The sequence below is a fragment of the Butyricicoccus sp. AF35-5AC genome, assembly GCF_003477715.1.
In the GTDB taxonomy this organism is placed as follows: domain Bacteria; phylum Bacillota; class Clostridia; order Oscillospirales; family Butyricicoccaceae; genus Agathobaculum; species Agathobaculum butyriciproducens.
This window is the reverse complement of the sequence record NZ_QUDX01000001.1, coordinates 498,867-525,505: the sequence shown is the minus strand read 5'-3', so window position 1 is coordinate 525,505 and position 26,639 is coordinate 498,867. Positions and strand designations below refer to the sequence as shown.

At 58.3% G+C, this 26,639-nt stretch carries 25 protein-coding genes, 1 tRNA gene and 1 riboswitch; of the genes, 9 read left to right on the top strand and 17 right to left on the bottom strand.

Features of this window, described 5'->3' with window-relative positions; translation table 11 throughout:
- Positions 1–38: 38 nt before the first annotated feature.
- From DWZ82_RS02455 to DWZ82_RS02395, 13 genes are all read right to left on the bottom strand, one after another.
- On the bottom strand, positions 39–626 hold the full coding sequence (locus DWZ82_RS02455) for a hypothetical protein (RefSeq protein WP_118478482.1): 588 nt from the start codon (positions 624–626) through the stop codon (positions 39–41).
- A complete protein-coding gene (locus tag DWZ82_RS02450; RefSeq protein WP_118478480.1) occupies positions 614–1,339 on the bottom strand; it encodes a sigma factor in 726 nt (241 codons plus the stop codon). Before DWZ82_RS02450 ends, DWZ82_RS02455 begins: the two co-directional genes overlap by 13 nt.
- Positions 1,340–1,510: 171 nt before the next feature.
- Positions 1,511–1,729, bottom strand: a complete 219-nt coding sequence (locus tag DWZ82_RS02445; protein WP_118478478.1) for an S-layer homology domain-containing protein — start codon at positions 1,727–1,729, stop codon at positions 1,511–1,513.
- 195 nt (positions 1,730–1,924) lie between these two features.
- Positions 1,925–3,022 (bottom strand): flagellin lysine-N-methylase, encoded by a 1,098-nt coding sequence (gene fliB / locus DWZ82_RS02440; protein WP_118478476.1) that lies wholly within the window; start codon positions 3,020–3,022, stop codon positions 1,925–1,927.
- A 57-nt stretch (positions 3,023–3,079) separates the two neighbouring features.
- On the bottom strand, positions 3,080–3,337 hold the full coding sequence (locus DWZ82_RS02435; RefSeq protein WP_118478474.1) for a hypothetical protein: 258 nt from the start codon (positions 3,335–3,337) through the stop codon (positions 3,080–3,082).
- A 56-nt stretch (positions 3,338–3,393) separates the two neighbouring features.
- Entirely contained in the window at positions 3,394–4,035 is a 642-nt protein-coding gene (locus DWZ82_RS02430; protein ID WP_118478472.1) for a DUF4373 domain-containing protein, read from the bottom strand.
- 352 nt (positions 4,036–4,387) lie between these two features.
- Positions 4,388–4,478, bottom strand: a tRNA-Ser gene (locus DWZ82_RS02425).
- A gap of 382 nt (positions 4,479–4,860) precedes the next feature.
- Positions 4,861–5,487, bottom strand: a complete 627-nt coding sequence (locus DWZ82_RS02420) for a cytidylate kinase-like family protein (protein WP_117751971.1) — start codon at positions 5,485–5,487, stop codon at positions 4,861–4,863.
- An 83-nt stretch (positions 5,488–5,570) separates the two neighbouring features.
- Complete coding sequence (locus tag DWZ82_RS02415) at positions 5,571–6,278, bottom strand: ABC transporter ATP-binding protein (RefSeq protein WP_110435076.1); 708 nt, start codon at positions 6,276–6,278, stop codon at positions 5,571–5,573.
- Between the two features lie 17 nt (positions 6,279–6,295).
- Positions 6,296–7,054: an ABC transporter ATP-binding protein gene (locus DWZ82_RS02410; RefSeq protein ID WP_117751972.1), complete on the bottom strand. Its 759-nt coding sequence runs from the start codon at positions 7,052–7,054 to the stop codon at positions 6,296–6,298.
- A 3-nt stretch (positions 7,055–7,057) separates the two neighbouring features.
- Positions 7,058–8,140, bottom strand: a complete 1,083-nt coding sequence (locus DWZ82_RS02405; protein ID WP_118478470.1) for a branched-chain amino acid ABC transporter permease — start codon at positions 8,138–8,140, stop codon at positions 7,058–7,060.
- A gap of 12 nt (positions 8,141–8,152) precedes the next feature.
- Positions 8,153–9,034 (bottom strand): branched-chain amino acid ABC transporter permease, encoded by an 882-nt coding sequence (locus DWZ82_RS02400; RefSeq protein ID WP_118478468.1) that lies wholly within the window; start codon positions 9,032–9,034, stop codon positions 8,153–8,155.
- A gap of 301 nt (positions 9,035–9,335) precedes the next feature.
- On the bottom strand, positions 9,336–10,520 hold the full coding sequence (locus DWZ82_RS02395; protein WP_118478466.1) for an ABC transporter substrate-binding protein: 1,185 nt from the start codon (positions 10,518–10,520) through the stop codon (positions 9,336–9,338).
- 567 nt (positions 10,521–11,087) lie between these two features.
- Here DWZ82_RS02395 and DWZ82_RS02390 point away from each other — a divergent pair.
- From DWZ82_RS02390 to DWZ82_RS02360, 7 genes are all read left to right on the top strand, one after another.
- Positions 11,088–11,759: a M23 family metallopeptidase gene (locus DWZ82_RS02390; protein ID WP_158575056.1), complete on the top strand. Its 672-nt coding sequence runs from the start codon at positions 11,088–11,090 to the stop codon at positions 11,757–11,759.
- Positions 11,756–12,334, top strand: a complete 579-nt coding sequence (locus DWZ82_RS02385) for a site-2 protease family protein (RefSeq protein ID WP_118478462.1) — start codon at positions 11,756–11,758, stop codon at positions 12,332–12,334. The genes DWZ82_RS02390 and DWZ82_RS02385 overlap by 4 nt, the downstream gene beginning before the upstream one ends.
- 238 nt (positions 12,335–12,572) lie before the next feature.
- A complete protein-coding gene (gene ispD / locus DWZ82_RS02380; RefSeq protein WP_117488758.1) occupies positions 12,573–13,289 on the top strand; it encodes a 2-C-methyl-D-erythritol 4-phosphate cytidylyltransferase in 717 nt (238 codons plus the stop codon).
- A gap of 1 nt (position 13,290) precedes the next feature.
- Complete coding sequence (gene ispF, locus DWZ82_RS02375; RefSeq protein ID WP_117751979.1) at positions 13,291–13,764, top strand: 2-C-methyl-D-erythritol 2,4-cyclodiphosphate synthase; 474 nt, start codon at positions 13,291–13,293, stop codon at positions 13,762–13,764.
- A gap of 66 nt (positions 13,765–13,830) precedes the next feature.
- Positions 13,831–14,025, top strand: coding sequence for a DUF951 domain-containing protein (locus DWZ82_RS02370; protein WP_117751980.1), 195 nt, complete (start codon positions 13,831–13,833; stop codon positions 14,023–14,025).
- Entirely contained in the window at positions 14,019–14,780 is a 762-nt protein-coding gene (udp, locus tag DWZ82_RS02365; RefSeq protein WP_110435086.1) for a uridine phosphorylase, read from the top strand. The genes DWZ82_RS02370 and udp overlap by 7 nt, the downstream gene beginning before the upstream one ends.
- Complete coding sequence (locus DWZ82_RS02360; protein ID WP_118478460.1) at positions 14,777–16,144, top strand: MATE family efflux transporter; 1,368 nt, start codon at positions 14,777–14,779, stop codon at positions 16,142–16,144. The genes udp and DWZ82_RS02360 overlap by 4 nt, the downstream gene beginning before the upstream one ends.
- 355 nt (positions 16,145–16,499) lie before the next feature.
- On the opposite strand, the gene metK is transcribed toward DWZ82_RS02360, so the two are convergent.
- Positions 16,500–17,687 (bottom strand): methionine adenosyltransferase, encoded by a 1,188-nt coding sequence (metK, locus tag DWZ82_RS02355; protein ID WP_118478458.1) that lies wholly within the window; start codon positions 17,685–17,687, stop codon positions 16,500–16,502.
- 80 nt (positions 17,688–17,767) lie between these two features.
- Positions 17,768–17,872, bottom strand: a riboswitch (SAM riboswitch).
- Positions 17,873–18,124: 252 nt separating this feature from the next.
- On the opposite strand from metK, the gene DWZ82_RS02350 reads away from it, so the two are divergent.
- Positions 18,125–21,085 carry an acyl-CoA dehydratase activase gene (locus DWZ82_RS02350; protein WP_118478456.1) on the top strand — a complete coding sequence of 987 codons (2,961 nt, stop codon included), beginning with the start codon at positions 18,125–18,127 and terminating at the stop codon, positions 21,083–21,085.
- Entirely contained in the window at positions 21,063–22,331 is a 1,269-nt protein-coding gene (locus DWZ82_RS15835; protein WP_330423316.1) for a 2-hydroxyglutaryl-CoA dehydratase, read from the top strand. Before DWZ82_RS02350 ends, DWZ82_RS15835 begins: the two co-directional genes overlap by 23 nt.
- Positions 22,332–22,632: 301 nt before the next feature.
- On the opposite strand, the gene DWZ82_RS02340 is transcribed toward DWZ82_RS15835, so the two are convergent.
- From DWZ82_RS02340 to DWZ82_RS15050, 3 genes are all read right to left on the bottom strand, one after another.
- Positions 22,633–23,514, bottom strand: coding sequence for an aldose 1-epimerase family protein (locus tag DWZ82_RS02340; RefSeq protein ID WP_118478454.1), 882 nt, complete (start codon positions 23,512–23,514; stop codon positions 22,633–22,635).
- A gap of 288 nt (positions 23,515–23,802) precedes the next feature.
- Positions 23,803–24,150: an Hpt domain-containing protein gene (locus tag DWZ82_RS02335; protein ID WP_118478452.1), complete on the bottom strand. Its 348-nt coding sequence runs from the start codon at positions 24,148–24,150 to the stop codon at positions 23,803–23,805.
- A gap of 14 nt (positions 24,151–24,164) precedes the next feature.
- Entirely contained in the window at positions 24,165–26,546 is a 2,382-nt protein-coding gene (locus DWZ82_RS15050; protein ID WP_243022863.1) for a diguanylate cyclase, read from the bottom strand.
- Positions 26,547–26,639: the final 93 nt, after the last annotated feature.

The window sequence follows — 26,639 nt, the reverse complement described above, 5'->3', positions numbered from 1 at the left end:
TACCACACTCCCGCGCAAAGTCAAGCGCGGGAGCATTTTTATGCCCGCTCTGCGCTCTCACTCTGCCGGCTCTCTCCCGGAGCGTTCCCCGGTTTCTCCGGCGGCTGCACCCTCACCTCGGGCGGGTTTCTCTCATCGCCGGACTGCCGGAACCGATCGTCAATATGCTCACGGAGCCGTTCGGCGTGGCCGCTGCTGCGCGAGGTCACGGTGATGCTGACGCGCTCGCCTTCCTTTGCTTCCTGCCGGACGGTATGCTCCACCGCCTTATCAATGTGTGCAAACCGCGGAATTTTGCCGTCCGGTGGCTGCTCCTTGCCGGAAACGCGGGCGCCGAGCACCTGATCGAACCGGTTTACCGTATACTCCACGCTGTCCGAGCCGCCCACGACGCTGACGCTGGCATACGGCTCATACGCGGCATACACGCCGGTGGTCGCCATGCCGCACAGGACAGCCACGCACGCCGCCCAGGTCATCGGCTTTTTCCACCGTCTGCGGCGCTTTGCCGGAATACGAATCTCCTGTCCGACCGCTCTGTTCTTCGCGTCTACAAGGTAAACCGTGCCGTCCTCCGCGAGTGCGGCGGCCTTTCCCGCTCGAATATCCGTAATTATCGCACGCATTGCTCTGCCTCCTTGCGTATGGTCTGCAGATAGGTGCAGAGGATGGGGTAATCGCCGTCGATGAGCAGCGTCGCCGCTACAATGTAATCCCGGTGACGGGTTATCGTCCGCGCCGACACGCCGCACTGCTGCGCGAGCGCCTTGATCGGCAGGCTGTGCGCGCTCTGCATGGACGCGAACAGCACCGGCGAATGCAGCAGCGTGCCGACCGCCACGGCGCAGCTGCGGCGCGTCTTGTCCGACTTGGGCGAGCTTGCCGCTAAATCATAAAACGCGAATCCGTACTTCTCAAACACCGTGTTTGCCGCCTCGATTTCCTCCTGTGCGCTGATGGGCTTTGCTTCGCTCATCTGCTCCGCGACCGCCTGCTGCATGGCGGCGTCCGCGCTCTCGCGGTCCACCGTGCCGTCGAATGTCTCCGGGGCAAGCGGCGTTTCCGCATCAAACCGGTGCTGACTGCGGTAGTGGTCGGCAAGGCGTCTGCCAATCACAAGCGACGCATACGCGCCGAACGGCCCGCTTTCCGGGTCGTAACCCTTGATGGCTTCGTAGAAGGCCAGCAGCGCGACCGAGTATTCATCGTCGCTGCGCGTGACCGCAAAGCCTGCGTGCCTGCTCGCGCACCGGAGAACGAACGCCTCGTGCGCCTGAATGAACCGCTCCAAAAACGGCTCGTCCGTGCGTGCGCGGACTGCCTGTGTGCTCGACTGCATGCCGCCGCCTCCCTTCCTTTGATATGAGACTATACCGCTATGTGGTATAGTCTTATACTAGATTGGCTGTGTGTTGAAACGGTGTACCGACTGTTACCGTTCTGCGTAGACTTGCGTATGTTTTGAAGGACAAAAAGAGCACCGCAGTTTGCATTCTGCGGTGCTCTTTCTTTACTTGTTGAGTCCTGTAAATCTCTGCAGCATTGCCACACACTCCGCGCGGGTTGCCGTAGCCTTGGGAGCGAGTGTCGAGGACGTTTTACCGGTCAGAATACCGTTCTTGACGCACCACTGCACCGCCTTTTCCGCATACGCGGAAACCGAGCCTGCGTCCGTGTAGGCGGACAGGTCCGCCGCGCCGTCCGGCTCACCGGCATAGCGGTATAGCATGGCGGCAAGCTGCTCACGGGTGATATTAGGGAAAGGTAGGAGTCCAAAGAGGAAGGGAAACCGCAGGTGTCCCTTCCTTTTTGCCCCCGCGGCCGGTGCCACGACGCTGCCGCCCCGTCAGGGACGAATCCCTCCCGCTGTGGTTCAGCGCCGCAAAACAAAAACACCGCAGACCCCAGTCCGCGGTGTTCTGTTTTATTCCATTTCGTCAAGGACGGAAAACGCGGCAAGCTGCTCGGTATTGTCCTCGTTATACTCAATCTCGCGCGAGTACGCCTTGCAGATGCAGATCTGCGCCCAGTGCGTGACCTCGCCCTTGGCGAGCCACTCGTACACATCGAGCAGCTGAATGACCGCCGTGCTCACGAGCGCCAGCTGCACCTTGTCCTGCACAGCATCGTCTCCGAGCGCCTTCAAAAAGTGCCGGTACAGGAAGTACGTCAGCAGGTTATCGTATTCATGGCGTTTGCCCTGATACGCCTGCAAAAAGTCATTCCTGCGGGCTAAAATCTCCGGCAGGCGCGCCTTTGCGCCGGTCAGCAGCGTGCGCCAGTCGTCCTTGTTGATCTCAAAGCCGAGCAGCATCTCGAGCAGGCTCGTGAGCGTGCTCTCCCGCCAGAACGCCTGCGACCACGAAACCGTGTCCCCGTCCGTCTCGTCTGTATCCTCGTCCTCCCCCTCGGGGAACGGGAACAGCAGGTCGTCGTACTGCTCCTGCTGCGCCTTTACCGTGCGGTAGAGCCTGTCGGCCTTGTCATCGAACGGCGCGTCCTCACACGCCAGCCGGAACAGCGCATCGCGCATGGAAAACAGCACGTTCTCGAGTTCGGTTTCCGCCTCCGTGCCGGTTTCGGATACGCCGTCCACCTCGGTCACGTCAAACACCGGTGCGCCTGTCTGCGCGAGAATCAATTCGGCGGCAGCCTCACAGCACAAGCCGAGACCGTCCTCGCGGCCGTCGGAAAACCACTCGTAATACCGCGGGTGGTCGGTGCAGATCTGCGCCATTTTGTCCTCGCCTAAGTGAAGCAGCACTTCACACAGGTTGCAGTCGTTCAGCAGCGGACACCGCTCCTCGGCGTCCAGACGAAAATGCGCCGGCTCTCCGGTCTGCGCGTCCGCAGGCGCAATGCTTGCGCGCAAACGCTCGCCAAAATCACCGGGAACGGTCTCGTAGTACGCAAGGGAATCCTCGTCTACGTCGATCTCCCAGCCGATACAGCAGTTTTCCGTGCAGTCCGAGCCGATGCACCGGAATGCCTTGTAATACGCAGGACGGCGAATGTAGCCCATCCTAATCACCTCTCTTGTCTGTCTCATTATAGCAGACGCGGGCGCGGTTGAAAAGGGTTATGACGGCACCGCCTTCTCCCTTGTGTACCGCTTGACCCGCTCGTACCATTCCCGATCGAACGCGGACAGCTGTTCGCTCGACGGCCCGATTGCAGGCTGCGCCGGTGCGGGCTTTGCCCGTTTCTGCATATCCTCAGCGGTGAGAATGCCGTCACGCTCGCAGTTCTGCAGCAGCGTGCGGAAATACCCTGCCGGATTGCGCGGTGCATTCTCAGCCGTCTGTCGGGCGGTATCTAAAAACACCTCACGGTGCATACCCTTGTTCTGCAGCCTGCGCAGCTCCAGACAGAAATTATGGTCAAACTTACAATTCAGTTTTTCTTCCAGTTCGGTCGTCCGACCAGAATCAGCCGTAACTGCTTTCTCTTCTCTGGTCTGCTCTGCTCTACTGTACTCTGCTCTTCTGTCCTCTGCTCTTCTCTGCTCTGTGGATTTTCGGTACAATAAATCGCATTTTCCGTACGATAAATCGCATTTTCCGTGCGGGAAATAAATGCACGCAGCACAAAAGACTTGCCACTCGGATTCTTCTCCCGCATTTCCTGCTCGGTGAGAAGCCAAATGTCAAAATTGATGGGAACTGCATTGCGCGTCACGGTCGCCAGAAAATACCCCATCTGTATTCTTTTGGATGTGAGAAAGCCGCGTTCATATAACGCAGCATGGAACAGGCCGCTTGCCGCCAGCTGATCGACTACGGCGGCCAGTGTTTCGATCGTCACGTTTTCCAGTCCGGCGGTGTACTCGCGGAGCTGCCACAGCGTGTCCTCGCGGCCCTCGCCGCTGTAGGCGATGTAGTAGCCCTTGTCGCCGTAGGCAATATCGAGCAGGCATTCGTACACATACGGCCCGAGCACGCCGAATTTCTGCCGTGCGGCTCTCAGCTTCGGGTCACGGTACAGGCCGATGTCGCGCGGCCACCAGTCCAATCCAACTTTTCTGTTTCTGCCCATGTGAGCACCTCCCTTTACCCTACCGCCGGAACGGATAAAAAATTGACCGCAAATGGTCAACTCCGAAAAATATTTTCCGGGAAATCAAAAAAACATCCCCTGTTCACAGTCAGAGGATGTTAAAATCTGTTCGCAGCCCGCGCGTAAGCGCGTATTCAATAGGATTGCTCTGCAATCCGAAAAAACCGGGAGCATGTATCTCGGTTTTTTCACTTCCGGAGGGAGAAAGTTTCTGCATAGGAACTTTCGGACGACTTTGGAACGGCCTACGGTCCGTTCCTCCTTGTCGGCGAAACTGTAGTTTCGCGACAGGTAATGCAAAAAGAGCTGAAACCAACGTTTCAGCTCTTTATGGCGGAGAGTTAGGGATTTGAACCCTAGAGACGCTCATCACGCCTACACGATTTCCAATCGTGCGCCTTCGACCACTCAGCCAACTCTCCATCTTGTTAAGTTGTTGTCGTTTTTGATGACTCATCGCTGACGACTTGTTTAGTATATAACAGAATCCCCGTTTCGTCAACCCCTTTTTTTTAATTTTTTTGAAAAAGTTTTTTCAGGTCGAATCTGCACCGTTTTCCTGCCGTGGTTTACCGTTGCTATCCGATCTGTACACGTTATCCCGTAGGGGAGCACATTGTGCTCCCACGTTATGGTTAACCGGATGTGTGGCCGTTCCTTGCACAGGCTCCGGTCGTGCTGCGGGCGAACAATGTTCGCCCCTACGGGATAATTATGTGCAGGTGGTACACATACGGTAAATCCTTTCAACCGCCAAGCGCAAAAAAGAAAACCGCCTGCTCTCGCAGACGGCTCTCCCCTCATTTACTTCTGAAACTGCTCGCGCACTTCCATATACTTGATGATCTCCTCAACCGTGCCGTCAAAGCCGAGCACGCCGCTGTTGAGCGACAGATCATAATTCCGCGCGTCATACCAGTCGTGGCCGGTGTGGTGCTTGTAGTAGCGGGCGCGGTACTCGTCGATCTCGGCGATCTTCTTTGCCACCTCGTTCTCGGGCAGCGAGTCCACCTTCATGGCCTGCTCAAGACAGAAATCCTTGTCCGCATGGACGAACACGCGCACAACATCCGGTCGGCCTGCCAGAATATAGTCGGCGCAGCGGCCGATCATAACGCACGGACCCTGATCCGCCAGCCGGCGGATGATCTTCACCTGATAGGCGAACAGCGCCTCATCCTTGAGGTAGGACTTGGACGAGTCGTTCGGCACGGGCGTGTTGCCGTGATAATGCGCGCGCAGGCGCGTCAGAAAATCGCCCTTGAGACGCTCGTCCGAGAACAGCATGGCGTTTACACCGCTGTCCTCACTCGCCATGGTGATGATCTCGCGGTTGTAGAACGGAATGCCCAGCTTGTCCGCCAGCATCTTGCCGACCGTCTTGCCGCCCGAACCGTACTGGCGCGCGATGGTGATAACGTATGGTTTCATTATTTTTACCCCCTTTTATCAATGGGTCACGTTTTCCGCAGGGCGGGGTGCGGTCATCCCGCCCTGCGATGCAAGGATTACCTTTATTCTCCCAGATAAGCCTTCTTAATAGAGTCATCATTCAGCAGATCGGCTGCCTTGCCGGTCTTGACGATTTTGCCGGTTTCGAGGACGTAGCCGCGGTCCGCGATGGACAGCGCCTTTTTTGCGTTCTGCTCTACGAGCAGGACAGTGGTGCCTGCCTTGGACACTTCTTCAATAATCTTGAAGATTTCGCCGACGAACAGCGGCGACAGACCCATGGACGGCTCATCGAGCAGCAGGATGCGCGGCTTGCTCATCAGTGCGCGGCCCATTGCGAGCATCTGCTGCTCGCCGCCGGACAGCGTACCGGCTGCCTGATTTTTACGCTCCTCCAGACGCGGAAAACGCTCGTAGACCATTTTCAGCGACTCCGGGATCTCATTCTTCGGGCGGGTATACGCGCCCATACGCAGGTTCTCCGCGACCGTCAGACCCGCGAACACGCGGCGGCCCTCCGGAACGTGGCTCATGCCCAGCTTTACGATGGCATGACCCGGCTTGTGCGTAATGTCCTTGCCCTCAAACGTCACCGTGCCGCCCTTCGATGGCAGCAGACCCGTGACCGTGTGCAGCGTGGTGGTCTTGCCCGCGCCGTTCGCACCGATAAGCGCTACGACCTCGCCCTCGTTTACCTCGAAGGAAACATCACGCAGTGCATGAATCAGGCCGTAATACACGTTGATGTCCTTTACTTCCAACATTGCCATACTTGTTTCCTCCTTTCTTATTCGCCCAGATACGCCTTAACGACTTCCGGATTGCTCAGCACTTCCTTAGGCGTGCCCTCAGCCAGCAGACGGCCGAAGTTGAGCACATACAGGTACTCGCAGATGCCGGAGACCAGCTTCATGTCATGCTCGATGAGCAGGACGGTTACGCCGAACCTCTTGCGGACGATTTCAATCGTCTCCATCAGCTCCTCGGTCTCGTTCGGGTTCATGCCCGCGGCAGGCTCATCGAGCAGCAGCAGCTTGGGGTTGGTAGCGAGCGCACGCGCGATCTCGAGCTTGCGCTGCTTGCCGTACGGCAGGTTGGCTGCCTTGTAGTCGGCTACGCCGTCCAGATCGAACACACGCAGCAGCTCGAGTGCCTTTTCGTCCATCTGCTTCTCCTTTTTGCGGTAGGAGCCGAGGTGGAACATGCTCTCTGCGAACGAGTAGGTGATCTGATTGTGCAGACCGGTCTTTACGTTATCCAGCACGCTCAGCTGCGAGAACAGGCGGATGTTCTGGAACGTGCGGGCAACGCCCAGCTTGCAGATTTCATGCGGCTTTTTGCCGATGAGGTTCTGTCCGTCCAGACGGATGCCGCCGTCAGTCGGACGGTACACGCCGGTCAGCATATTGAACGCGGTGGTCTTGCCTGCGCCGTTCGGACCGATGAGGCCGACCAGACCGCCCTTTTCGATTTTCATGCTCAACTCGTCAACGGCACGCAGACCGCCGAACGAAATACCGAGCGAAGTAACTTCCAGCATTGCCATGGCTTACGCACCCTCCTTCTTGCCGCCGGCCTTTTCGGCCTTTTCCATCTGACGCATTGCGCGCTTCTCCAGCAGGCGAACCTTGAAGGAGGAGTTGTTGAACAGCATCATTGCAATCAGCAGGATTGCGTAGATGAGCATACGGTAGTTGCTCAGGCCGCGCAGCAGCTCGGGCAGCAGCGTCAGCAGAGTAGCCGCGATGATCGAGCCCCAGATGTTGCCCAGACCGCCGAGAACGACGAATACGAGCACCAGAATGGAGGTGTTGAAGTCAAACTTGGCAGCGGTTACGGTGGAGAAGTTCATCGCGTACAGCGTGCCCGCCATGCCGGCGAACGCCGCGGAGACCACGAACGCGAGCAGCTTGTAGTGCGAGGTGGAGATGCCGATGGAGTCAGCGGCGATCTTGTTGTCGCGGACCGCCATGACCGCACGTCCCGTGCGGCTGTTTACAAAATTCAGCACGAAGAACAGCGTAACGAGGATGAGCACAACGCCCGAGGTGAAGGTGGAGATCTTGGTGACGCCGGATACGCCGATCGGGCCGTTGATGATCATCTTGCCGCCGTCGCCCAGCTCGAAATTCTGGTTGACCAGACTGAAATGCAGACCGGCATCATCCAGACCGAGATACATAACGTTTACAATGTTTTTGATGATCTCACCGAAGGCGAGGGTTACGATGGCGAGGTAGTCGCCCTTGAGGCGCAGTACCGGCACGCCGACGATGACACCCGCAATCGCCGCAAACAGTCCGGCAACGACCATGGCGACAGCCAGACGCAGCGGTGCAAGCGGAATCGCATCCGCCAGACAGGTGGTGGTGACAATGCCCGCAAACGCGCCGACCGACATAAAGCCCGCATGGCCGAGCGACAGCTCACCGAGGATGCCGACGGTCAGGTTGAGCGAGATCGCCATGACAACATACGCGCAGATCGGCACGAGCAGACCCTTGATCTGGCTGGAGATGCCGCCGCCCGCGATGGCTGCCTGCACGATGATGTACGCAATGATGACAATGCCGAAGCACAGCAACGTGTCACGTCCGCGCCTGGACGCAGCATAGGATTTTAACTTGTTCATATGACTGCCCCCTTAAACCTTTTCGCTCACATGCTTGCCGAGCAGGCCGTCCGGCTTGACCAGCAGCACCACGATGAGCACTGCGAACACGATCGCGTCCGACATCTGCGTGGAAATGTATGCCTTGGCAAAAATCTCGATGATGCCGAGCAGAATGCCGCCGATGAACGCGCCCGGAATCGAGCCGATGCCGCCGAATACGGCAGCGGTGAATGCCTTGATGCCCGGCAGAGAGCCGGTGGTCGGCATCAGGGTCGGGTACGCGGAGCACAGCAGCACGCCCGCGATGGCTGCCAGACCCGAGCCGATCGCAAAGGTGATGGAAATGGTCGTGTTGACGTTGATGCCCATCAGCTGCGCCGCGCCCTTGTCCTCGGAAACGGCGCGCATCGCCGTACCGACCTTGCTCTTGCCGGTGAACAGCATCAGAGCGACCATGATGACAATGCAGGCTGCGATGGCAACGAGCGTCACCTTGGAAATCTGCAGCTGACCGCCGAACAGGCTGAGCGCCTCGCCGGTGACGACCGAGGTAAAGGTCTTCGGGTTGGAGGACCAGATCAGCAGCGCCGCATTCTGCAGGAAGTACGAAACGCCGATGGCCGTGATCAGCACCGCCAGCGACGGCGCCATGCGCAGCGGCTTGTAGGCAAGTCTCTCAATAACAACACCGAGCGCGGTGCAGACAACAACAGCCAGCACAACGCCCATCCACGCCGGCCAGCCGAGATAGGTGGTAGCGCAGAAGCACATGTAGCCGCCTACCATGATAACATCGCCGTGCGCGAAGTTCAGCATTTTTGCAATGCCGTAAACCATCGTGTAGCCGAGTGCGATGATGGCGTAGATGCTGCCCAGACTGATGCCGCTGATCAAATGATTCAAAAAGCTCATGGTTTGGAACACCCCATTCTTTCTTTTAAGGTAGGAGTTAGGAGGGAGGAGGTAGGAGTTTATCCGATGATTTACCCGTACCGTAGGGCGCGACGACCCCGGCGCGCCGTTCGTAACGATGTGCATACGGTTTATACGGCGCGCCGAGTCGTCGCGCCCTACGGGAAACGTTTATCGTCGTCCACTCCTACCTCCTATCTCCTACCTCCTATCTTCTTTATAATAGCGGTAAAGGAGGACTGCTGCCAGACCTCCTTTACTCGCCCTTGCGTTTATGCTGTTAGAACCCTACGGTTCTGTCTTACATACCAACGTAAGCGCCGTTCTCGATAACCATGCCCTTCGGGGACTTGGATACGGCACCGGTCTCATCCCAGGTCATGCCCTCGCCGGTCAGACCGTCGAAGGTCATGGAGGTGAACTGCTCGATCATCTTGTCGCACAGGTCCTCAGCGGACATATCCGGCGTAGCGCCTGCATTCTCGAGTGCCTGCTTGTAAGCGTAAACACAGTCGTAAGCGTCGGCTGCGAACTGGTTCGGGGTTTCACCGAACTGCTCCTTGTACTTCTTAACGAAGGAAACGGTCTTGTCATCGGTTGCGTCTGCGTTGAACGGGGTCAGCAGCATTACGCCCTCGGCCAGCTTGGGATCAAAGCCTTCCATGGTCAGAATGCCGTCCATGCCGTCTACACCGAAGAACTTCGGTGCGTAGCCCATTGCGTTTGCCTGGGTCAGGATCAGGGATGCCGGCTGATAGTATATCGGCAGGAATACCAGGTCAGCGCCCTTGCTCTTTGCTTCGTTCAGCTGAACGGAGAAGTCGTTCGCGGAAGCATCGGTGAAGGTCTTGTCGGAAACGACCTCGAGGCCCTTGGTCTTTGCCTCTTCTACGAACTTGTCGTGAATGCCGGTGGAGTAAACGTCATCGTTCTTCCAGATGATCGCAACCTTGGTGCCGAGCTTCTGCTCTGCGATGTACTGTGCGGATGCGGTGCCCTGGTTCGGGTCCATAAAGCACATCTGGAATACGTTGTCCTTGCCCTCGGTTACTGCAACGGAGGATGCGGACGGGGTCAGAGCGAAAATGCGGTCGCTGTAGTTCTCAGCGGCGGTAGCCTCGCACGGCTTGGAGGTTACGGAGCCGAGGGACAGCTGCATGCCCCAGTCCTTCAGGGTGTTGTAGGCGTTTACCGCCTTCTCTGCGTCGCTCTCGTCGTCCTGATAGTTCAGCTCAAACTGAATATCGCCGCCCTCAGCGTTGATCTCGTCAACCGCGATCTGTGCGCCGTTCTTGCAGGCATTGCCGTAAATAGCATTCGCGCCGGTCAGCGGGCCGGTGCCGCCAATCTTGAAGGCAGTGCCGGAAGCGGTGCTGTCGGAGCCGCTGTTCTGCGAATCGGAGCTGCCCGAAGCGGAACCGCCGCAGCCGGTCAGCGCCGTAGCCAGCATAGCGCCGGCAAGGAGCATACTGAGTGTTTTCTTCATGGTGAAATCTTCTCCTTTGTTTCCCCCGAATCGGCATATCCTATCGGGTGTCTTGGATTATGCTTCACATTATACTACCATTTCCGCATTTCGGCTCACTTTTTTTGCGCTGAGAATACAATTTCAGATAATCTACTGATTATCTTTTGAGTAACTTTACGTTTTTTGTATCTTCTCACAAGAACACTTGTCCGCCCCGCAAGGATTCCTGCAAATTACTTCCATCCCGCCGCCGTTTTCGCAGGGAGAGCCTGCAAAATTTTTCTCACGCTGAGAACCGCATAAGCGCCCTCCCCCTTTCATAAATTGGATTGACGTAATGACGCGGCGTACTGTTTGTAAATTCATTTTCGATCACTATCCCGTAGGGGAGCACAGTGTGCTCCCACACCGCCGTTAAATGGGTGCGTGGCCGTTTCTTGCGCAGGCTCTGGTCGCGCTGCGGGCGAACAATGTTCGCCCCTACGGTTGTGCGTGTGCAAACCATTTATACGGCGGGGTGAGAGCAGAAGGTGAATTGTCGCACCCTGCGGTATGCCATTTTCACAACACCAAGGAGGGTACCCCATGACCGAAAAACGCCACGGAAAAGGACTGTTATTCATCGTAACGCTGGTTCTCGCTGCCGGTGTGATAAAGTACGCCGATATCCCCTTCGCGCAGACCGTGCGGGAAAAGGCGGCTTCTGCCCTGTCCGGCGCGGCAAATGCTGACCATGTTCTCGCGGTATTCGGCGGCTCTGCCATGCCCGCAGATACCGTTCCTGCGGAATCCTCCGGCGGTGCGGACGATATTTTAGACCGCGACCAGACCCTGTTCCCCGACACGGTTGACCAGACCGTCTATCCGCTGGAGTTCGAGCACACCACGCCGACTTCCGGCACGCTGACGTCCTCTTTCGGCAGCAGGCTCAGTCCCATCACTGGTCAGCCGGGCTTCCACTACGGGCTTGACCTTGCCGCAGACGAGGGCACGCCCATCACCGCCTTCGCGGACGGCACGGTGCGCGAGACCGGTGAATCCGGCTACGGTCTGTACGTCATTGTCGATCACGCAGACGGTTTTGCAACCCTATACGCGCACTGCAGCAGCATTTCCGCCAAAGTCGGTGATACCGTCACCTGCGGCGAGCAGATCGCCAAGGTCGGTCAGACCGGCAACGCCACCGGTCCGCACCTGCACCTCGAGCTGTGGCACAACGGCGCGGCGCTCGATCCCGCCGACTATCTTGCGCTGTGAGCCGAATTCAGGTCCGTGACGGCTTTCTTGTGCTCATGGCTGCGCTCTGGTGCGCGGATAAGAGCGGCGTGCTCCCCATTTTCCTGCTGGCGGCGGCTGTACATGAGTGCGGACACCTTTTCGTCATTCGTCTGTCCGGCGGCACGGTGCACGCCCTGTGCCTGACCGCCTGCGGCGCTGTCCTGCGGTGCAGTCTGCCGCCGTCACCGTTTTCGCGCGCCGCGATCTGCCTCGCCGGACCGGCGGCCAGCTTTGCGCTCGCCGCACTGGCGAACCCGCTCGGCGCGTACCGGCTTGCCGGCGCGAGTGCCCTGCTCGGGCTGTTCAACCTGCTGCCCATTCCCCCGCTCGACGGCGGCATGGCGCTCCGGCACCTCGCGGACGGGCGGTTTACACGCCTGCTGAACGGGATTGCGGGCGTGTCCGTTCTCGTCCTCCTTGCGGGCGGCGTCCTCCTGTGGAAGTCGGGATTTGGCGGGTGGCTGTTGCTCGTTGGCATTATGATAACCGGCAGTGCATTCCGTAGGGGGCGCCGACCTCGGCGCACCGCATGTAACCCGCATGCACGCGCGTAACCGCAGGAGCGAACATTGTTCGCCCACAAACCGTTCGATTTTACGCTGTTCGGGAGCACACTGTGCTCCCCTGCGGGATAATCGTTGCAGATGAAGCCGCTCCGGAGTGCCCCGCCCTGCGATAAATTCTCACAACCCTTGTAAATTTTGCCGAAATCGTGTAAAATAACGGTACAAAGATTTATCCAAACGAACCAAAAGGCTCACAAAGCCTTTTGATAGAAAGGACCGAACAATTATGCTGGGAAAACGCAGAAAAAAAACTGATCTCCCCGCCGTATGCGCTGTTATCGTAGCGGCAGGCTCCTCCCGCCGCATGGGCGGCGAAAACAAGCTGCTGCTCGAGATTGACGGCGTACCCGTCCTCGCACGCACGCTTTCCGCCTTCCAGAAATGCGCCGCCATCCGCGATATCGTGCTCGTCTGCCGCGAGCAGGACATCATGCCCTATACCGAGCTGGCGAAGGCCTTCTCCATTGACAAGCTGTGCACGGTGACGCGCGGCGGCGAGACCCGCACGGAATCCGTTCTCGCGGGCATCACGGCCGCACCGGAAAACGCCGTGCTCGTTGCCGTACACGACGGCGCCCGCCCGCTCGTCTCCGAGGCCGTTATCACCGAGGCCGTTACCACCGCCGCCGAGTACGGCGCTGCCGCGCCGGTCGTTCCGGTCAAGGACAGCATCAAGCGCATCAAGGATGGAAATATCGCCGCCGATGTCGCCCGCGACACGCTTGCCGCGGTGCAGACTCCGCAGGTATTCCGCAAGGACCTGCTCCGCCGCGCGCTCACCTCGGCTGCCGAGCGCGGCTACAGCTTCACCGATGACTGCGCGGCTGTCGAGTCGCTCGGTACCATCGTCAAGGCGACCCACGGCAGCTACCAGAACATTAAAATCACCACGCCGGAGGACATTCTCGTTGCAGAAGCGCTCCTCACAAGGGAGGACAAGTAATATGCGCATCGGACACGGTTACGACGTACACAGACTGGTCTCCGGCAGACCGTGCATCATCGGCGGTGTGAACATTCCGTTTGAGCTTGGTCTGGACGGTCACTCGGACGCGGATGTGCTCACGCACGCCGTCATGGATTCCCTGCTCGGCGCGCTCGCGCTCGGCGACATCGGCAAGCACTTTCCGGATACCGACCCGCGCTACAAGGGCGCGGACAGCATCGCGCTGCTGCGTCACGTTGCCGCGCTCGTGCGCGAAAGCGGCTGGCAGCTCGGCAATCTGGATGCGACCGTGCTCGCACAGGCGCCCAAGCTCGCGCCGCACATTCTGCAGATGCGCGAGAACCTTGCCGCCGCCATCGGCTGCGCGGTCGAGCAGGTTTCGGTCAAGGCGACCACCGAGGAGGGACTGGGCTTTACCGGCTCCAAACAAGGCATTGCCGCGCACTGTGTGTGCCTTTTAGAGCGAATCTGAACAGTCTTACATATACACTTTACATATACACTATGGATAATAGGGGTAACAAAGGAAGTGAACCCAATGGATATACAGGTAAACGACATTCTTACCATGAAAAAACAGCACCCGTGCGGCAGCAAGCAGTGGCAGGTGCTGCGTATCGGTATGGATTTCAGGCTGAAATGCCTCGGCTGCGGGCACGAGGTCATGCTGCCGCGCAGCAAGGCGGAGAAAAACATCAGAACCGTAGAACGGGAGGGTGAAATCGTATGTTGATAGACGGCAGACAGATGCACATTCAAATCACCAAGGGCGATATCGGGCGGTACGTCATTCTGCCCGGTGACCCGGCGCGGTGCGAGAAGATCGCGCAGTATTTCGATGACCCGAAGCAGATCGCGCACAACCGCGAGTACACGCTGTGGACAGGCTCTCTGGACGGTGTTCCGGTTGCGGTCTGCTCGACCGGCATCGGCGGTCCGTCGGCGGCCATCGCCATGGAGGAGCTGGTCGAGTGCGGCGCGGACACGTTCATCCGTGTCGGCACGTCCGGCGGCATTGTGGACAAGGTAAAGGGCGGCGATATCGTTATCGCCACCGGTGCCATCCGGCAGGAGGGCACGAGCCGCGAGTACCTCCCCATCGAGTTCCCGGCAGTCGCGGATTTTTCCGTTGTTTCCGCGCTGCATGAGGCGGCGCAGGCGCTCGGCTTCCCGTATCACACGGGCGTAATCCAGTCCAAGGACAGCTTTTACGGCGAAATCCGTCCCGCGCAGATGCCCATCGCGGACGAGCTGACCGCCAAGTGGAAGGCATGGAAGGCGGCAGGCGCGCTCACCAGCGAGATGGAGACAGCCGCGCTCATGATCGTCGCGCAAGTGCTGCACGTTCGGTGCGGCGCGGTGCTCAACGTGCTGTGGAACGCGGACAACGATGATGCTCCGGCGATTCCGCCTGACGCCACCGAGCGCGGCGTAAAGGCCGCCGTGGAGGCCATCCGCGTGCTCATCCGTGAGGACAGCAAGGCATGAGTGAACAACAGAATCAGCAGACAGCGGCCCTCGGCACAGCACCCGTAGGGCCGCTGCTGTTTCGGCTGGCATTGCCGACCATCACGGCGCAGGTTGTCAACCTGCTTTACAGCATCGTGGACCGCATTTACATCGGACGCATCCCGCTCGAGGGCAAGCTGGCGCTGACCGGCATGGGCGTCACCTTCCCTGTCATCACGCTCATTTCCGCATTCGCGGCGCTGATCGGCATGGGTGGTGCACCGCGGGCGTCTATCGCGCTCGGCGCAAAGGAGCACGACCGCGCGGAACGCATCCTCGGAACGTGTACGGCGGCGCTCTGGGCGCTTGCACTCGTGCTGACAGCACTTTTCCTGCTGTTTCAGGCGCCGCTGCTCCGCCTGTTCGGCGCATCTGCCGACACCCTGCCCTACGCGATGCAGTACCTCAACCTCTACGTTCTCGGCACGGTTTTCGTGATGACGTCATTGGGTCTCAACGGCTTCATCACCGCGCAGGGCCGCTCGTCGGTTGCGATGAAAACCGTTGTCATCGGTGCGGTGCTCAACACCGTGCTTGACCCGCTGTTCATCTTCGTGCTGAAAATGGGCGTGCGCGGCGCGGCTGTAGCGACAATTATCTCGCAGGCGGTGTCTGCGGCATGGGTTCTGCGGTTTCTGACCGGAAAGCAGACGGTTCTGCGCTTAAAACGCGCGTATTTCCGTATTGACCGACCGCTTTTGGCGTCCGCGGTCGGTCTGGGTGCATCCCCGTTTGTCATGCAGTCAACAGAAAGCCTGCTCACCATCGCCTTCAACGTATCGCTGCAGAAGTACGGCGGCGACGCAGCCGTCGGCGCAATGACCATCCTGACCTCGGTGGCGCAAATGGTGCAGCTGCCGCTGACCGGTCTGGCGCAGGGCGCGCAGCCCATTCTCAGCTACGCCTGCGGCGCGAAGCGGCCCGACCGCATGAAGCGCGTCGTGCAGCTGAATCTCGCGGCGGCGTTCGTGTTCGCGTTTTCGATCTGGGCGGCTGTGCAGCTGTTCCCGCATACGGTCGTGCACCTGTTTACCTCGGATGAGGAGCTGGTCGAACGCACCGTCTGGGCGCTGCGCGTATACTTTGCGCTCGGATTTACCAATGCGTTCCAGACCGGATTCCAGCAGTCGTTTGTGGCGCTCGGCGAGGCGAGAATCTCGCTTTTTCTCGCGCTCGAGCGCAAGGTTTTCCTGCTGATACCGTTTATTCTGCTCCTGCCGCACTTTTTCGCGGATAAGCTGTTCGCCGTGTTCCTCGCAGAGCCGGTCGCGGATTTGCTGGCGGCAGCAACGACGACAACGCTGTTTTTGATTCGATTCAAGCAGATCACGCGAGATATGTGAGCCAATTTCCCTGCATCGGCTCAATCCCTGCCGCGAAATTTTGAGATACAAAAAAGGCTCCGGATATGCTCCAGAGCCTTTGAGGCTGTCGAAAAACTATCGTTTTCCGAGCAGCCTCTCGCTCGAAACCACGCTTTCGAGCGAATACTGAAGAAAAACCGCGCCCTGCGGGCACATTTTTTCTTCCCTTGTATAAATTCCGAGATACATGCTCCCGGAATTTATGAATTTGCTTCGCAAATTCTATTTTATGCGTGCTGTCGCACGAAACGCAATACGCCAATCTGACTTTTTTGACAGACTGAAAGGCTCCGGATATACTCCGGAGCCTTTCTCTATGCAATTTCAGCGCAAATTAACCGTTTACCGCTGCCTTCAGCGCCTCAACCTTATCGGTATTCTCCCACTTGACGCCAAGCTCCTCGCGGCCCATGTGGCCGTAGGCTGCCAGCTGCTTGTAGATCGGCTTACGCAGGTCAAGCTGCTCGATGATCGCCGCCGGACGCAGGTCGAACACCTTCTCTACGGCCTTCTCAAGCACATCGTCGCCAACAACGCCGGTGCCGAAGGTCTCTACCATGATGGAAACCGGCTCGGCAACGCCGATGGCATACGCCAGCTGAATCTCGCAGCGCTTTGCCAGACCTGCCGCAACGATGTTCTTCGCAACCCAGCGAGCCGCATACGCGCCCGAGCGGTCCACCTTGGTCGGGTCCTTGCCGGAGAACGCGCCGCCGCCGTGACGGCCGATGCCGCCGTAGGTGTCCACGATGATCTTACGGCCGGTCAGACCGGAGTCGCCGTGCGGGCCGCCGATGACAAAGCGGCCGGTCGGGTTGATGAAATACTTGGTATTCTCATCCAGCAGATGGGACGGAATGACCTTCTTTACCACCTGCTCGATCATGTCCTCGCGGATCTGCGCGAGGGACACCTCCGGGCTGTGCTGGGTGGAAATGACAACCGTATCCACGCGGACAGGCTGATTGTCCTCATCGTACTCCACGGTAACCTGGCTCTTGCCGTCCGGACGCAGATAGTCGAACATACCGTTCTTGCGTACCTCGGTCAGACGCTTTGCCAGCTTGTGCGCCAGAGAGATCGGCATCGGCATAAGCTCCTTGGTCTCATCGCACGCATAGCCGAACATCATGCCCTGATCGCCTGCGCCGATGGCGAGGTCGGCCTCAGAAGCGCCCTCCTTACGCTCGAGGGAGTTGTCAACGCCGAGTGCGATGTCGGCGGACTGCTCGTCGATCGCGGTCAGGACAGCGCAGGTGTCGCAGTCAAAGCCGTACTTTGCGCGGTCGTAGCCGATCTCACGAACCGTGTCGCGGACAACCTTCGGGATGTCCACATAGCAGGAAGTGGAAATCTCGCCCATTACCTGAACCATACCGGTGGTGCAGGTGGTCTCACAGGCTACGCGGGCATACGGATCCTGCGTTAAAATCTCGTTAAGGATCGCGTCCGAGATCTGGTCGCAGATTTTATCGGGATGGCCTTCCGTAACCGATTCCGAGGTGAAAAAATGATGTGCCATTAAGTATCAGTTCCTTTCTCCAGTTCATTTTCAGAGCATTAAAAAACGCTCCTCAGCGGGAGCGAAAAGTTCGTTTTGCTCCCTCATCTTTCGTATTCTTACGCCGGATTTGGCACCTTACGTTGCAAAACAACGCAGGTTGCCGGGTTTCACAGGGCCGTTCCCTCCACCGCTCTCGATAAGGACATGTATTCACTTACGCCGTATATTTTATATAAAAATTCCGGCTTTGTCAAGGGAAATTTTCGGCAGCCAAGTGGAATATCGCCGCATTGACATTTTCCGCTCACACCGTTATAGTAATAAAGGTAAGATTTTGCCCTGCATATTTATCACATCACACAGCCTTCTCAGGCTGACGCACGGCAGCACTTACCCGCATTCACGTTGCACCTTAACGGGTGCTCTGTTTTGTTATGGGAGAGAATTAGGGTATTATGAATGTAAATGTTGGAATCGACATCGGCTCAACGACCGTCAAGATCGTCGTTGTCCGCGATGGAGAGATCATCCACAAGCACTACGAACGGCATTTTTCCAAGGTGCGTGAAAAGGCGGTCGAGCTGGTGCGCGCGGCGCGCGGCCTCATCGGCGAGGACACGCCGCTCCGCTGTTCGATCACCGGCTCGGCCGGTTTAGGCGTGGCGAAGGCCGCGGATATTGATTTTGTACAGGAGGTGTTCGCCACCCGCAAGGCGGTAGGCGTACACGTTCCGCAGGCCGATGTTGTCATTGAGCTGGGCGGCGAGGACGCGAAGATCGTCTTCCTCACCGGTCAGCTGGAGGAGCGCATGAACGGCTCCTGCGCGGGCGGCACCGGCGCTTTCATCGACCAGATGGCGGTCCTGCTGGACGTTACGCCGTCCGAGCTCGATGAACTCGCACAGGGCGCGGAGCGCATCTACACCATCGCATCCCGCTGCGGCGTATTCGCCAAGTCGGATATTCAGCCGCTGCTCAACGAGGGCGCGCGCAAGGAGGACGTTGCCGCCTCCATCTTTCAGGCGGTCGTCAACCAGACCATCGCGGGTCTGGCGCAGGGCCGTGAGGTCAAGGGCGATGTGCTGTTCCTCGGCGGTCCGCTGTTCTTCTTCAAGGGTCTGCAGAAGCGCTTTCAGGAGACGCTGAAGCTGGATGACGCGCACGCGCACTTCCCGGCTCTCGCGCCGTATGCCATCGCGGCGGGCGCGGCGGAGTACGCAGGCGGCACGCAGAAGACCTACACGGTCGATTCGCTGCTCGCGGCGCTCGAAAAGGCGGCGGACGCTCCGGTCGTTGCCAACTACCTGCCGCCGCTGTTCGAGGATGAGCAGCAGTACGAGGAATTCAAGAACCGTCACGCCATGCACGATGTCATGACGCAGAACGTCACCATGTACGAGGGCGACGCATATCTCGGCATCGACTGCGGCTCCACCACCACCAAACTGGTGCTCATCGGTGCGGACGACCAGATTTTGTTCCACCACTACCAGTCCAACAAGGGCAATCCGGCGGACGTTATCCGCAAGCAGCTCACCAAGCTGTACGAGCTGTGCGGCGACCGCGTACATATCGTGTCCTCGGCGGTCACCGGCTACGGCGAAGCGCTCATCCAGAATGCCTTCGGCGTGGATTTCGGTCTGGTCGAGACGGTCGCGCACTTCCGCGCGGCGCGCCATTTCTGCCCGGATGTTGATTTCATCATCGACATCGGCGGTCAGGACATCAAGTGCTTCAAAATCCGCAACAAGTGCATCGACAATATTTCGCTCAACGAGGCGTGCTCGTCCGGCTGCGGCTCGTTCATCGAGACGTTCGCCCGCTCGATGGGCTACTCCATCGAGGAATTCTGCAAGCTCGGTCTGTTCGCAAAGCACCCCATCGACCTCGGTTCGCGCTGCACGGTGTTCATGAACTCCTCGGTCAAGCAGGCGCAGAAGGACGGCGCGGGCATTGACGCGATCTCCGCCGGTCTGTCGGTTTCCGTCGTCAAGAACGCGCTGTACAAGGTCATCCGCGCCCACTCGCCGGACGACCTCGGTCAGCACATTGTTGTACAGGGCGGCACGTTCCTCAATGACGCCATCCTGCGCTCGTTCGAGCAGGAAATCGGCCGCGACGTGACCCGCCCGGCTATCTCGGGTCTGATGGGCGCATACGGCGCAGCACTGCACGCCAAGGACAACCGCAGGGACACCACCACGCTCATCGGCACGGATATCCTCGCAGGCTTCGAGCACAACGTGCGCTCCACGCGCTGCGGTCTGTGCGAAAATCACTGCAATCTGACGATTAACGACTTCGGCGGCGGCCGCCGCTTCATTTCGGGCAACCGCTGCGAGCGTCCGCTCGGCGGCACGAAAAAGGCCGACCTGCCCAACCTTTATAAATGGAAGCTGGAAAAGCTGAAAAGCTACGGCGAGCCGTCCGGCATTGCAAACCCGATTGCAAAAATTGGTCTGCCGTTCGGTCTCAACAACTTCGAGCTGCTGCCGTTCTGGACGGCATTCCTGCGTAAACTCGGCTTCGAGACTATCCTGAGCGACGTTTCCACCCGCGATATGTACATGCAGGGTCAGCATTCCATCCCGTCCGACACGGTTTGCTATCCGGCAAAGCTGATGCACGGCCACATCGAGAACCTGCTCGAAAAGGGCGTGGACGCGATCTTCTATCCGTGCATGACCTACAATCTGGACGAGGAACGCGCGACCAACCATTACAACTGTCCGGTCGTTGCCTACTATCCGGAGCTTTTGAAGGCGAACGTCTCCGCACTCGCGGACTTCGACTTTATGATGCCGTACTTTGAACTCGCGGACAAAAAGCGCTTCACGAAGCACGCCGTTAAGTATTTCTGCGGCAAGTACCCGCAGATCAAGAAAAAGCAGGTCATCGCCGCTGTCGAGGACGCATACATGGCGCAGGACGAATACTACATTGACGTTCGCATCGAGGGTCAGCGCGCCATCCGCTACGCGGACGAGCACGACCTTGACGTTGCCGTTATTGCAGGCCGTCCGTATCACGTTGACCCGGAGATCAACCACGGCATCGACCAGCTAATCGCGTCGTTCGGTCTGGTCATCGTGTCCGAGGATGCGGTCTGGCAGCTGACCGATGCACCCGAGGTGCATGTGCTCAACCAGTGGACGTACCACTCGCGCATGTACGGCGCAGCCAAGTACGTCACCCAGAAGGAGAACGCCCAGCTTATCCAGCTGGTGTCCTTCGGCTGCGGCATTGACGCCATCACGACCGATGAGATGCGCGCCATCTGCGAAAACGGCGGCAAAATTTACACACAGCTGAAAATCGACGAGATCAGCAACCTCGGTGCGGCGAAAATCCGTATCCGCAGCATGCTGGCCGCCGTAGAGGAGGGACGCAAGCTTGCAGAACAGCAAAACGCCTGAGGCAACGCCCGCATATTCCTACCCGCAGTTCACGGAGGAAATGCGAAAAACCTATAAGATACTGGTGCCGAATATGCTGCCCGTGCAGCTCGGACTCATCTGCCGCCTGATGAAAAACTACGGCTACGACATGGAGCTGCTGCACACCGAGGGTCCGAACATCGCGGAGCAGGGTCTGCGCAACGTACATAACGACACCTGCTACCCCGCCCTGCTGGTCATCGGTCAGCTGATGGACGCCATCGAATCCGGCAGGTACGACATTCACAAAATCGCGCTCATCCTGCCGCAGACCGGCGGCGGCTGCCGTGCGTCCAACTATATCCACCTGCTCCGCAAGGCGCTGGAAAAGAACGGCTACGGCTTCATTCCGGTCATTTCGCTGAACTTTTCCGGTCTGGAGAGCAACCCCGGCTTCAAGCTGACCAAGACCATGCTCGTGCAGGTAGCCTACGCGCTGCTCATCGGTGATCTGATTATGATGGTCGCCAACCAGTGCCGTCCGTACGAGGTCGTGCCCGGCTCGACCGACAAGGCGATCGACATCTGCATGGACGCGGTCATCAAGCGCTTCACCGGCGAGCGCATGGTGCGCTACGGCGAGGTAAAGCACCTGTTCCGGTTCGTGCTGACCGTATTCGGCAAGCTGAAGCTGGATAAAACGCAGAAGAAAAAGCTGGTCGGCATCGTCGGTGAGATCTACGTCAAGTTCTCGCCGCTCGGCAACAACCGTCTGGAAGAATTCCTGCTCAGCGAAGGCTGCGAGCCGGTGCTGCCCGGTCTGATGGACTTCTGCCTGTACTGCATCTACAACTCGGTCATCGACCACGAGCTGTACGGCCGCAACGGCAAAACCGCCGCCGTCTACAAGATGGTGTACCAGTTTGTGCTCGGCAAGCAGGCCGATATCATCAAAATGATGAAAAAGGACGGTCATTTTCGTCCGCCGATGCCGTTTGACGAGGTGCGCAAAAAGTCGCACGCCATTATCGGTCAGGGTGTCAAGATGGGCGAAGGCTGGCTGCTCCCCGCCGAAATGGTCGAGCTGATCAGCGAAGGCGTGACCAACATCGTCTGCACCCAGCCGTTCGGCTGCCTGCCGAACCACATCGCGGGCAAGGGCATGATCCGAAAAATCCGCGAGGTGTACCCGCAGGCGAATATCGTCGCGGTGGATTACGACCCGGGCGCGTCGAAAATTAACCAGGAAAACCGAATCAAGCTCATGCTTTCGAGCGCAGAGTAAAGCAAAGAGGACTGCAACGCAGTCCTCTCAGTCTGTCAAAAAAGCAGCATTTCGACTCTTATGCTTCGTGCGGCAGCACGAATAAAATAGAATTTGCGGAGCAAATTCATAAATTCCGAGAGCATGTATCTCGGAATTTATACAAGGGAAGAAAAAATGTGCCTGCAAGGCGCGTTTTTTCTTCGGAATTCGATCGAAAGCGTGGTTTCGATCGAGAGGCTGCTCGGAAAACGTTAGTTTTTCGACAGCCTCAGAGGACTGCAAACGCAGTCCTCTTTTTTATCCACAGACGGTGGATAACTTATTCATCGATGATGGTGGTGAACGTCAGGGTTTCGCTCTCGTTTGGATTCAGCTTGCGGATGCCCTGCTTGTGCTCAATGGCATGGTCAAGGTGATTGCCGTCTGGCAGGGTGCTCCACGGCTCGAGGCAGACGAACGGTACCTCGAAATCCTTGTACGGGCTCCACACCGCGAAATAGTCGAAGTCGGTGAAGTCCATCGTCACACGGCGGCGGTTCTTCGTGCTGGCAATGGTCGCCGTGCGGAACGGCAGACCCTCGGTCATGACCGCATCGTTTGCAAACAGCTCGCGGGAGATCGGCAGTCTGCCGTCGGTCAGCGGAACGGAAACGCGGTCGGCGGTCAGCATGACGTTCTCGTCGGTTGCAATGCGGCTGAGCGCATCCGTGCCCTCAAACTCCACATAGTAGTCGGTTATCTTCTCGCCGTCCTCCCAGCAGAGCGTGTAGGCGTCATGACCGCCAACCTCGTAATACATCACGGAATCGCTCGTATTCTTGACGATATGCTCCTTTTTCAGCGCATTTCCGTCCAAAGTATAGCGCACGGTGCAGATAAAATCCCACGGATACATCTTTTTCGTGTACTCGCTCGGCGTGAGCGTGAATTCCGCACAGGTGCCGCTGATTTTCTGTGCCTGCCACTCCAGATCGCGCCCGAAGCCGTGCTGCGTGATCTCATACGGCTTACCGTCCACCGTATAGGTCTTATCCTTGAGCCGTCCCACGATCGGGAACAGAATGGGCGCATGGCGCTTCCATGCCGCCGGATCGCCCTTCCAGACGTACTCCGTGCCGTCCTTTTTGCTCGTAAAGCGGGTCAGTTCGGCACCGAATTCGTTAATTTCCACGCGAAAGCGTTCGTTTTCCAATACCTGCATGGGTTTTTCCTCCTTTACTTGAGGCAATACCACATAATTAAAGCTGCGGCTCCTTGCGCAGGCTCCGGTCGCGCTGCCGCGGCGCTTTACGGAAATTTTTTGTCCTGACTTTGTTGCGATTTCTTGTAATACGTCAAGTATTACTGCGAAACCGCGTCGCGTCAGTACGCAAAATTTACTCGTAAATCGCTCTTGTTCAATTATGTGGTATTACCTTAAGTTCAGGATACCCACTTTATCCGGTAAAGTCAAGAAAAAAGGACGAACCCAACGGTTCGTCCTTTGCTTTTACTCCAGCTCCGAAATCGCTCTGCGGATTGCGGCATCCTGCTGCTCTACGGCGTCGAGCAGGCTCCTGTCCTCGAGCGGCTTATTGCCTCTCATGGCCTCGGTCAGCACAGCGCTGACCTGATACAGCCGCTCAAAGCCAAGGTTCTGCGCTACGCCCTTGAGGGTATGCGCACCGCGGAAGGCAGCCTCCCAGTCCTGCTGCAGGGCCGCGTTGTGCAGGTCGGCGCAGGTCGGGTCGTCCTGATACATCTTCACGAACTTTTTCACCATGTTCTCATTGCACAGGCGCTGCAGCGTGTCCGCATAATCGCCGCCGATCTGTGCGTAAAACTCTTCCAGATTCATGTATGTACTCCTCCTCAGGTCTGTACGTCGTTGCGCTTTTGCTTTGCCCAATACATCAGCTTGTCCGCCCGGCGGATGGCCTCGATCAGCGGATGCGCCTGATACACACCGCCGATGCTGACGGTCGGGTGGATATTCTCGTACTGCGGTATTTCGGTCGTGTACACGGCTCCCCGAATGCGTTCGAGTATCGAACGGAATTTCTCCGGCGGGATATGCGACAGCAGCAGCACAAATTCATCGCCGCCGTAGCGGACGAGTGTGTCCGCTGTGTTGACGCGCGCGAGAATGACGTTCGCAACGTGCCGCAGCACCGCGTCGCCCGCAAGGTGGCCGTATTCGTCGTTGATCTTCTTAAAGTTGTCAATGTCAATCACCGCCAGTGCCTCCGCCTTTTCCAGCTCGGGCTGCTGGTCCTCGAGGTAGCGGCGCCCGTACGCGCCCGTCACCGGATCCAGATAAAAATCCTCTCCGTGCGAGGCATCCAGCCGGAACTGCCGCCCGCCGCTCGTCACCCAAACGCTGTCGCTGAGCCTGCTGCCCAGCTCGAGCACGCACTCGCGTCCGTCCACGACCAGATAGCGCGAAATCAGCTGATACGCGCACTCGTCGGTAAGCTCCAGCTTGCTCATGCGCGTCTTGTCCTCCATGCAGCCGCAGGAAATGCATCTGCTGCATCTTTTTCCGTGATTCCACACCGGAGAGCACGGCAGGACGCGGTCCGAGAACGTGCCGTCCGTATTCAGCTGCAGGATTTCGCCCCTTTTCGGATCAACCAGCCGCACCACATCAAAAATACGGCTCATGCCCTCCATTGAAGCCGCAAGCTGCCTGCCGGTGACAGCGCCGGAATCCGGCAGCGCCATTTCCGGCAGCATGATATCGGTCTGCATCTCGCGGAACTGACCGACAGCGCCGAGATACCGCGGCTTGGCGTCACTCGACCAGAGCGCACGGGCCGCGAGCATGTACTCGTGTTCCCAGCCGTTCTCCGGAAACCGCAGGGTGATCGGCATGCTGACATCCGGAGCATCCCGCGTGGTAACATACAGCGCGTTTTCCAGGCGGTGAAGGTCATCCTTGCTGAAGATCGTGAATTTTTCCGTATCCGTCGCATCATACAGACGGCTGCCAAACGGCAGCGTATCCGTGTGGTCCGTCACAGAGATGGTGCGCGTTGCCGTATCATAGTCGAACTGAATGCCGCAGGACTGCTTGGCAAAGAAGTCGGTCTTGATACGCTCGGTCTCGAGCGCCTGAATCGAGCGCCCGACCTGCGGCGTCGCCCGCTTGAGCATCATTTCGGCCGAAAGCTGCTGCGTGTGCGCCGTGCTGTGCATATATCCCTCGTTCGCCTCGCGCAGACGCTCCCTGATCTGCAGCGACGCATCGAGCAGGCACTCGAGCAGCAGCGGATTGAACGTGCCGCACTCGCCGTTTACGATCATCCGCAGGGCGGTCTCGTGGTCATACGCGGACTTGTAGCAGCGCACGCTTGTCAGCGCGTCGTACACATCGGCAACCGAAACGACCTGCGCCGCGATCGGGATCTCCTCGCCGGTCAGGCCGTCCGGATAACCGCGGCCGTCGTAGCGCTCGTGGTGCCAGCGCGCGATCTCATACGCGGTCTTGAGCAGCGGCTCCTCATTGGAGAACGGCAGGTCGTGCAGGATATCCGCGCCGACCGTCGTGTGCGACTTCATGATCTCAAACTCTTCCTTTGTCAGCTTGCCGGGCTTGTTGATGATCTCATCCGGAATGCTGACCTTGCCGATATCGTGCAGCGCGGACGCACTCGAGATCAGCTGAATATCCTCCTGCGTCAGCGAATAGCGGTCGGTCTTCTGCACCAGACGGCTCAGCAGCACCTCGGTAATGGTGCGGATGTGCAGCACATGCGGGCCGCTCTCGCCGTTGCGGAACTCGACAATATGGCTGAAGATATTGATCATCAGGTCGCTGATCTTTTCTTTTTCGTAAATCTGCTCGGCGGCAAGCCGCATCAGCCGCTTCTGCTTGGCAGCCAGTATCAGCGCGTTGACCACGCGGCGGCGCACGACCAAGCGGTCGAACGGGCGGCTGATATAGTCGGTAACGCCGAGGTCATACGCGCGCTCGATGTGCTCGATGCCGTTCTCCGCTGAGATCATCACCACCGGGATATCCTCGATCTGGCGGTTGTTGTTCATCGCGGTCAGCACGTCAAAGCCGTTCATCTCCGGCATGACCATATCCAGCAGGATAAGGTCGATATCGGTGTGCGTCCGCAGCAGCTCGATCGCGCGTGCGCCGTTTTCCGCCTCGATAAAATTGTATTCATCACCAAGAATATCGGCTAAGATCGTGCGATTCAGCTCGGAATCATCTACGATCAGAATCGTGCTTTTCTCTTTCATTCGTGCTAAAACCTCCTGCCGGTCAAGCAATAGATACCGTGATTGATTGATCACAGGCCGCATAAAACAAATCGTGTTCCTGCATGCATCTGC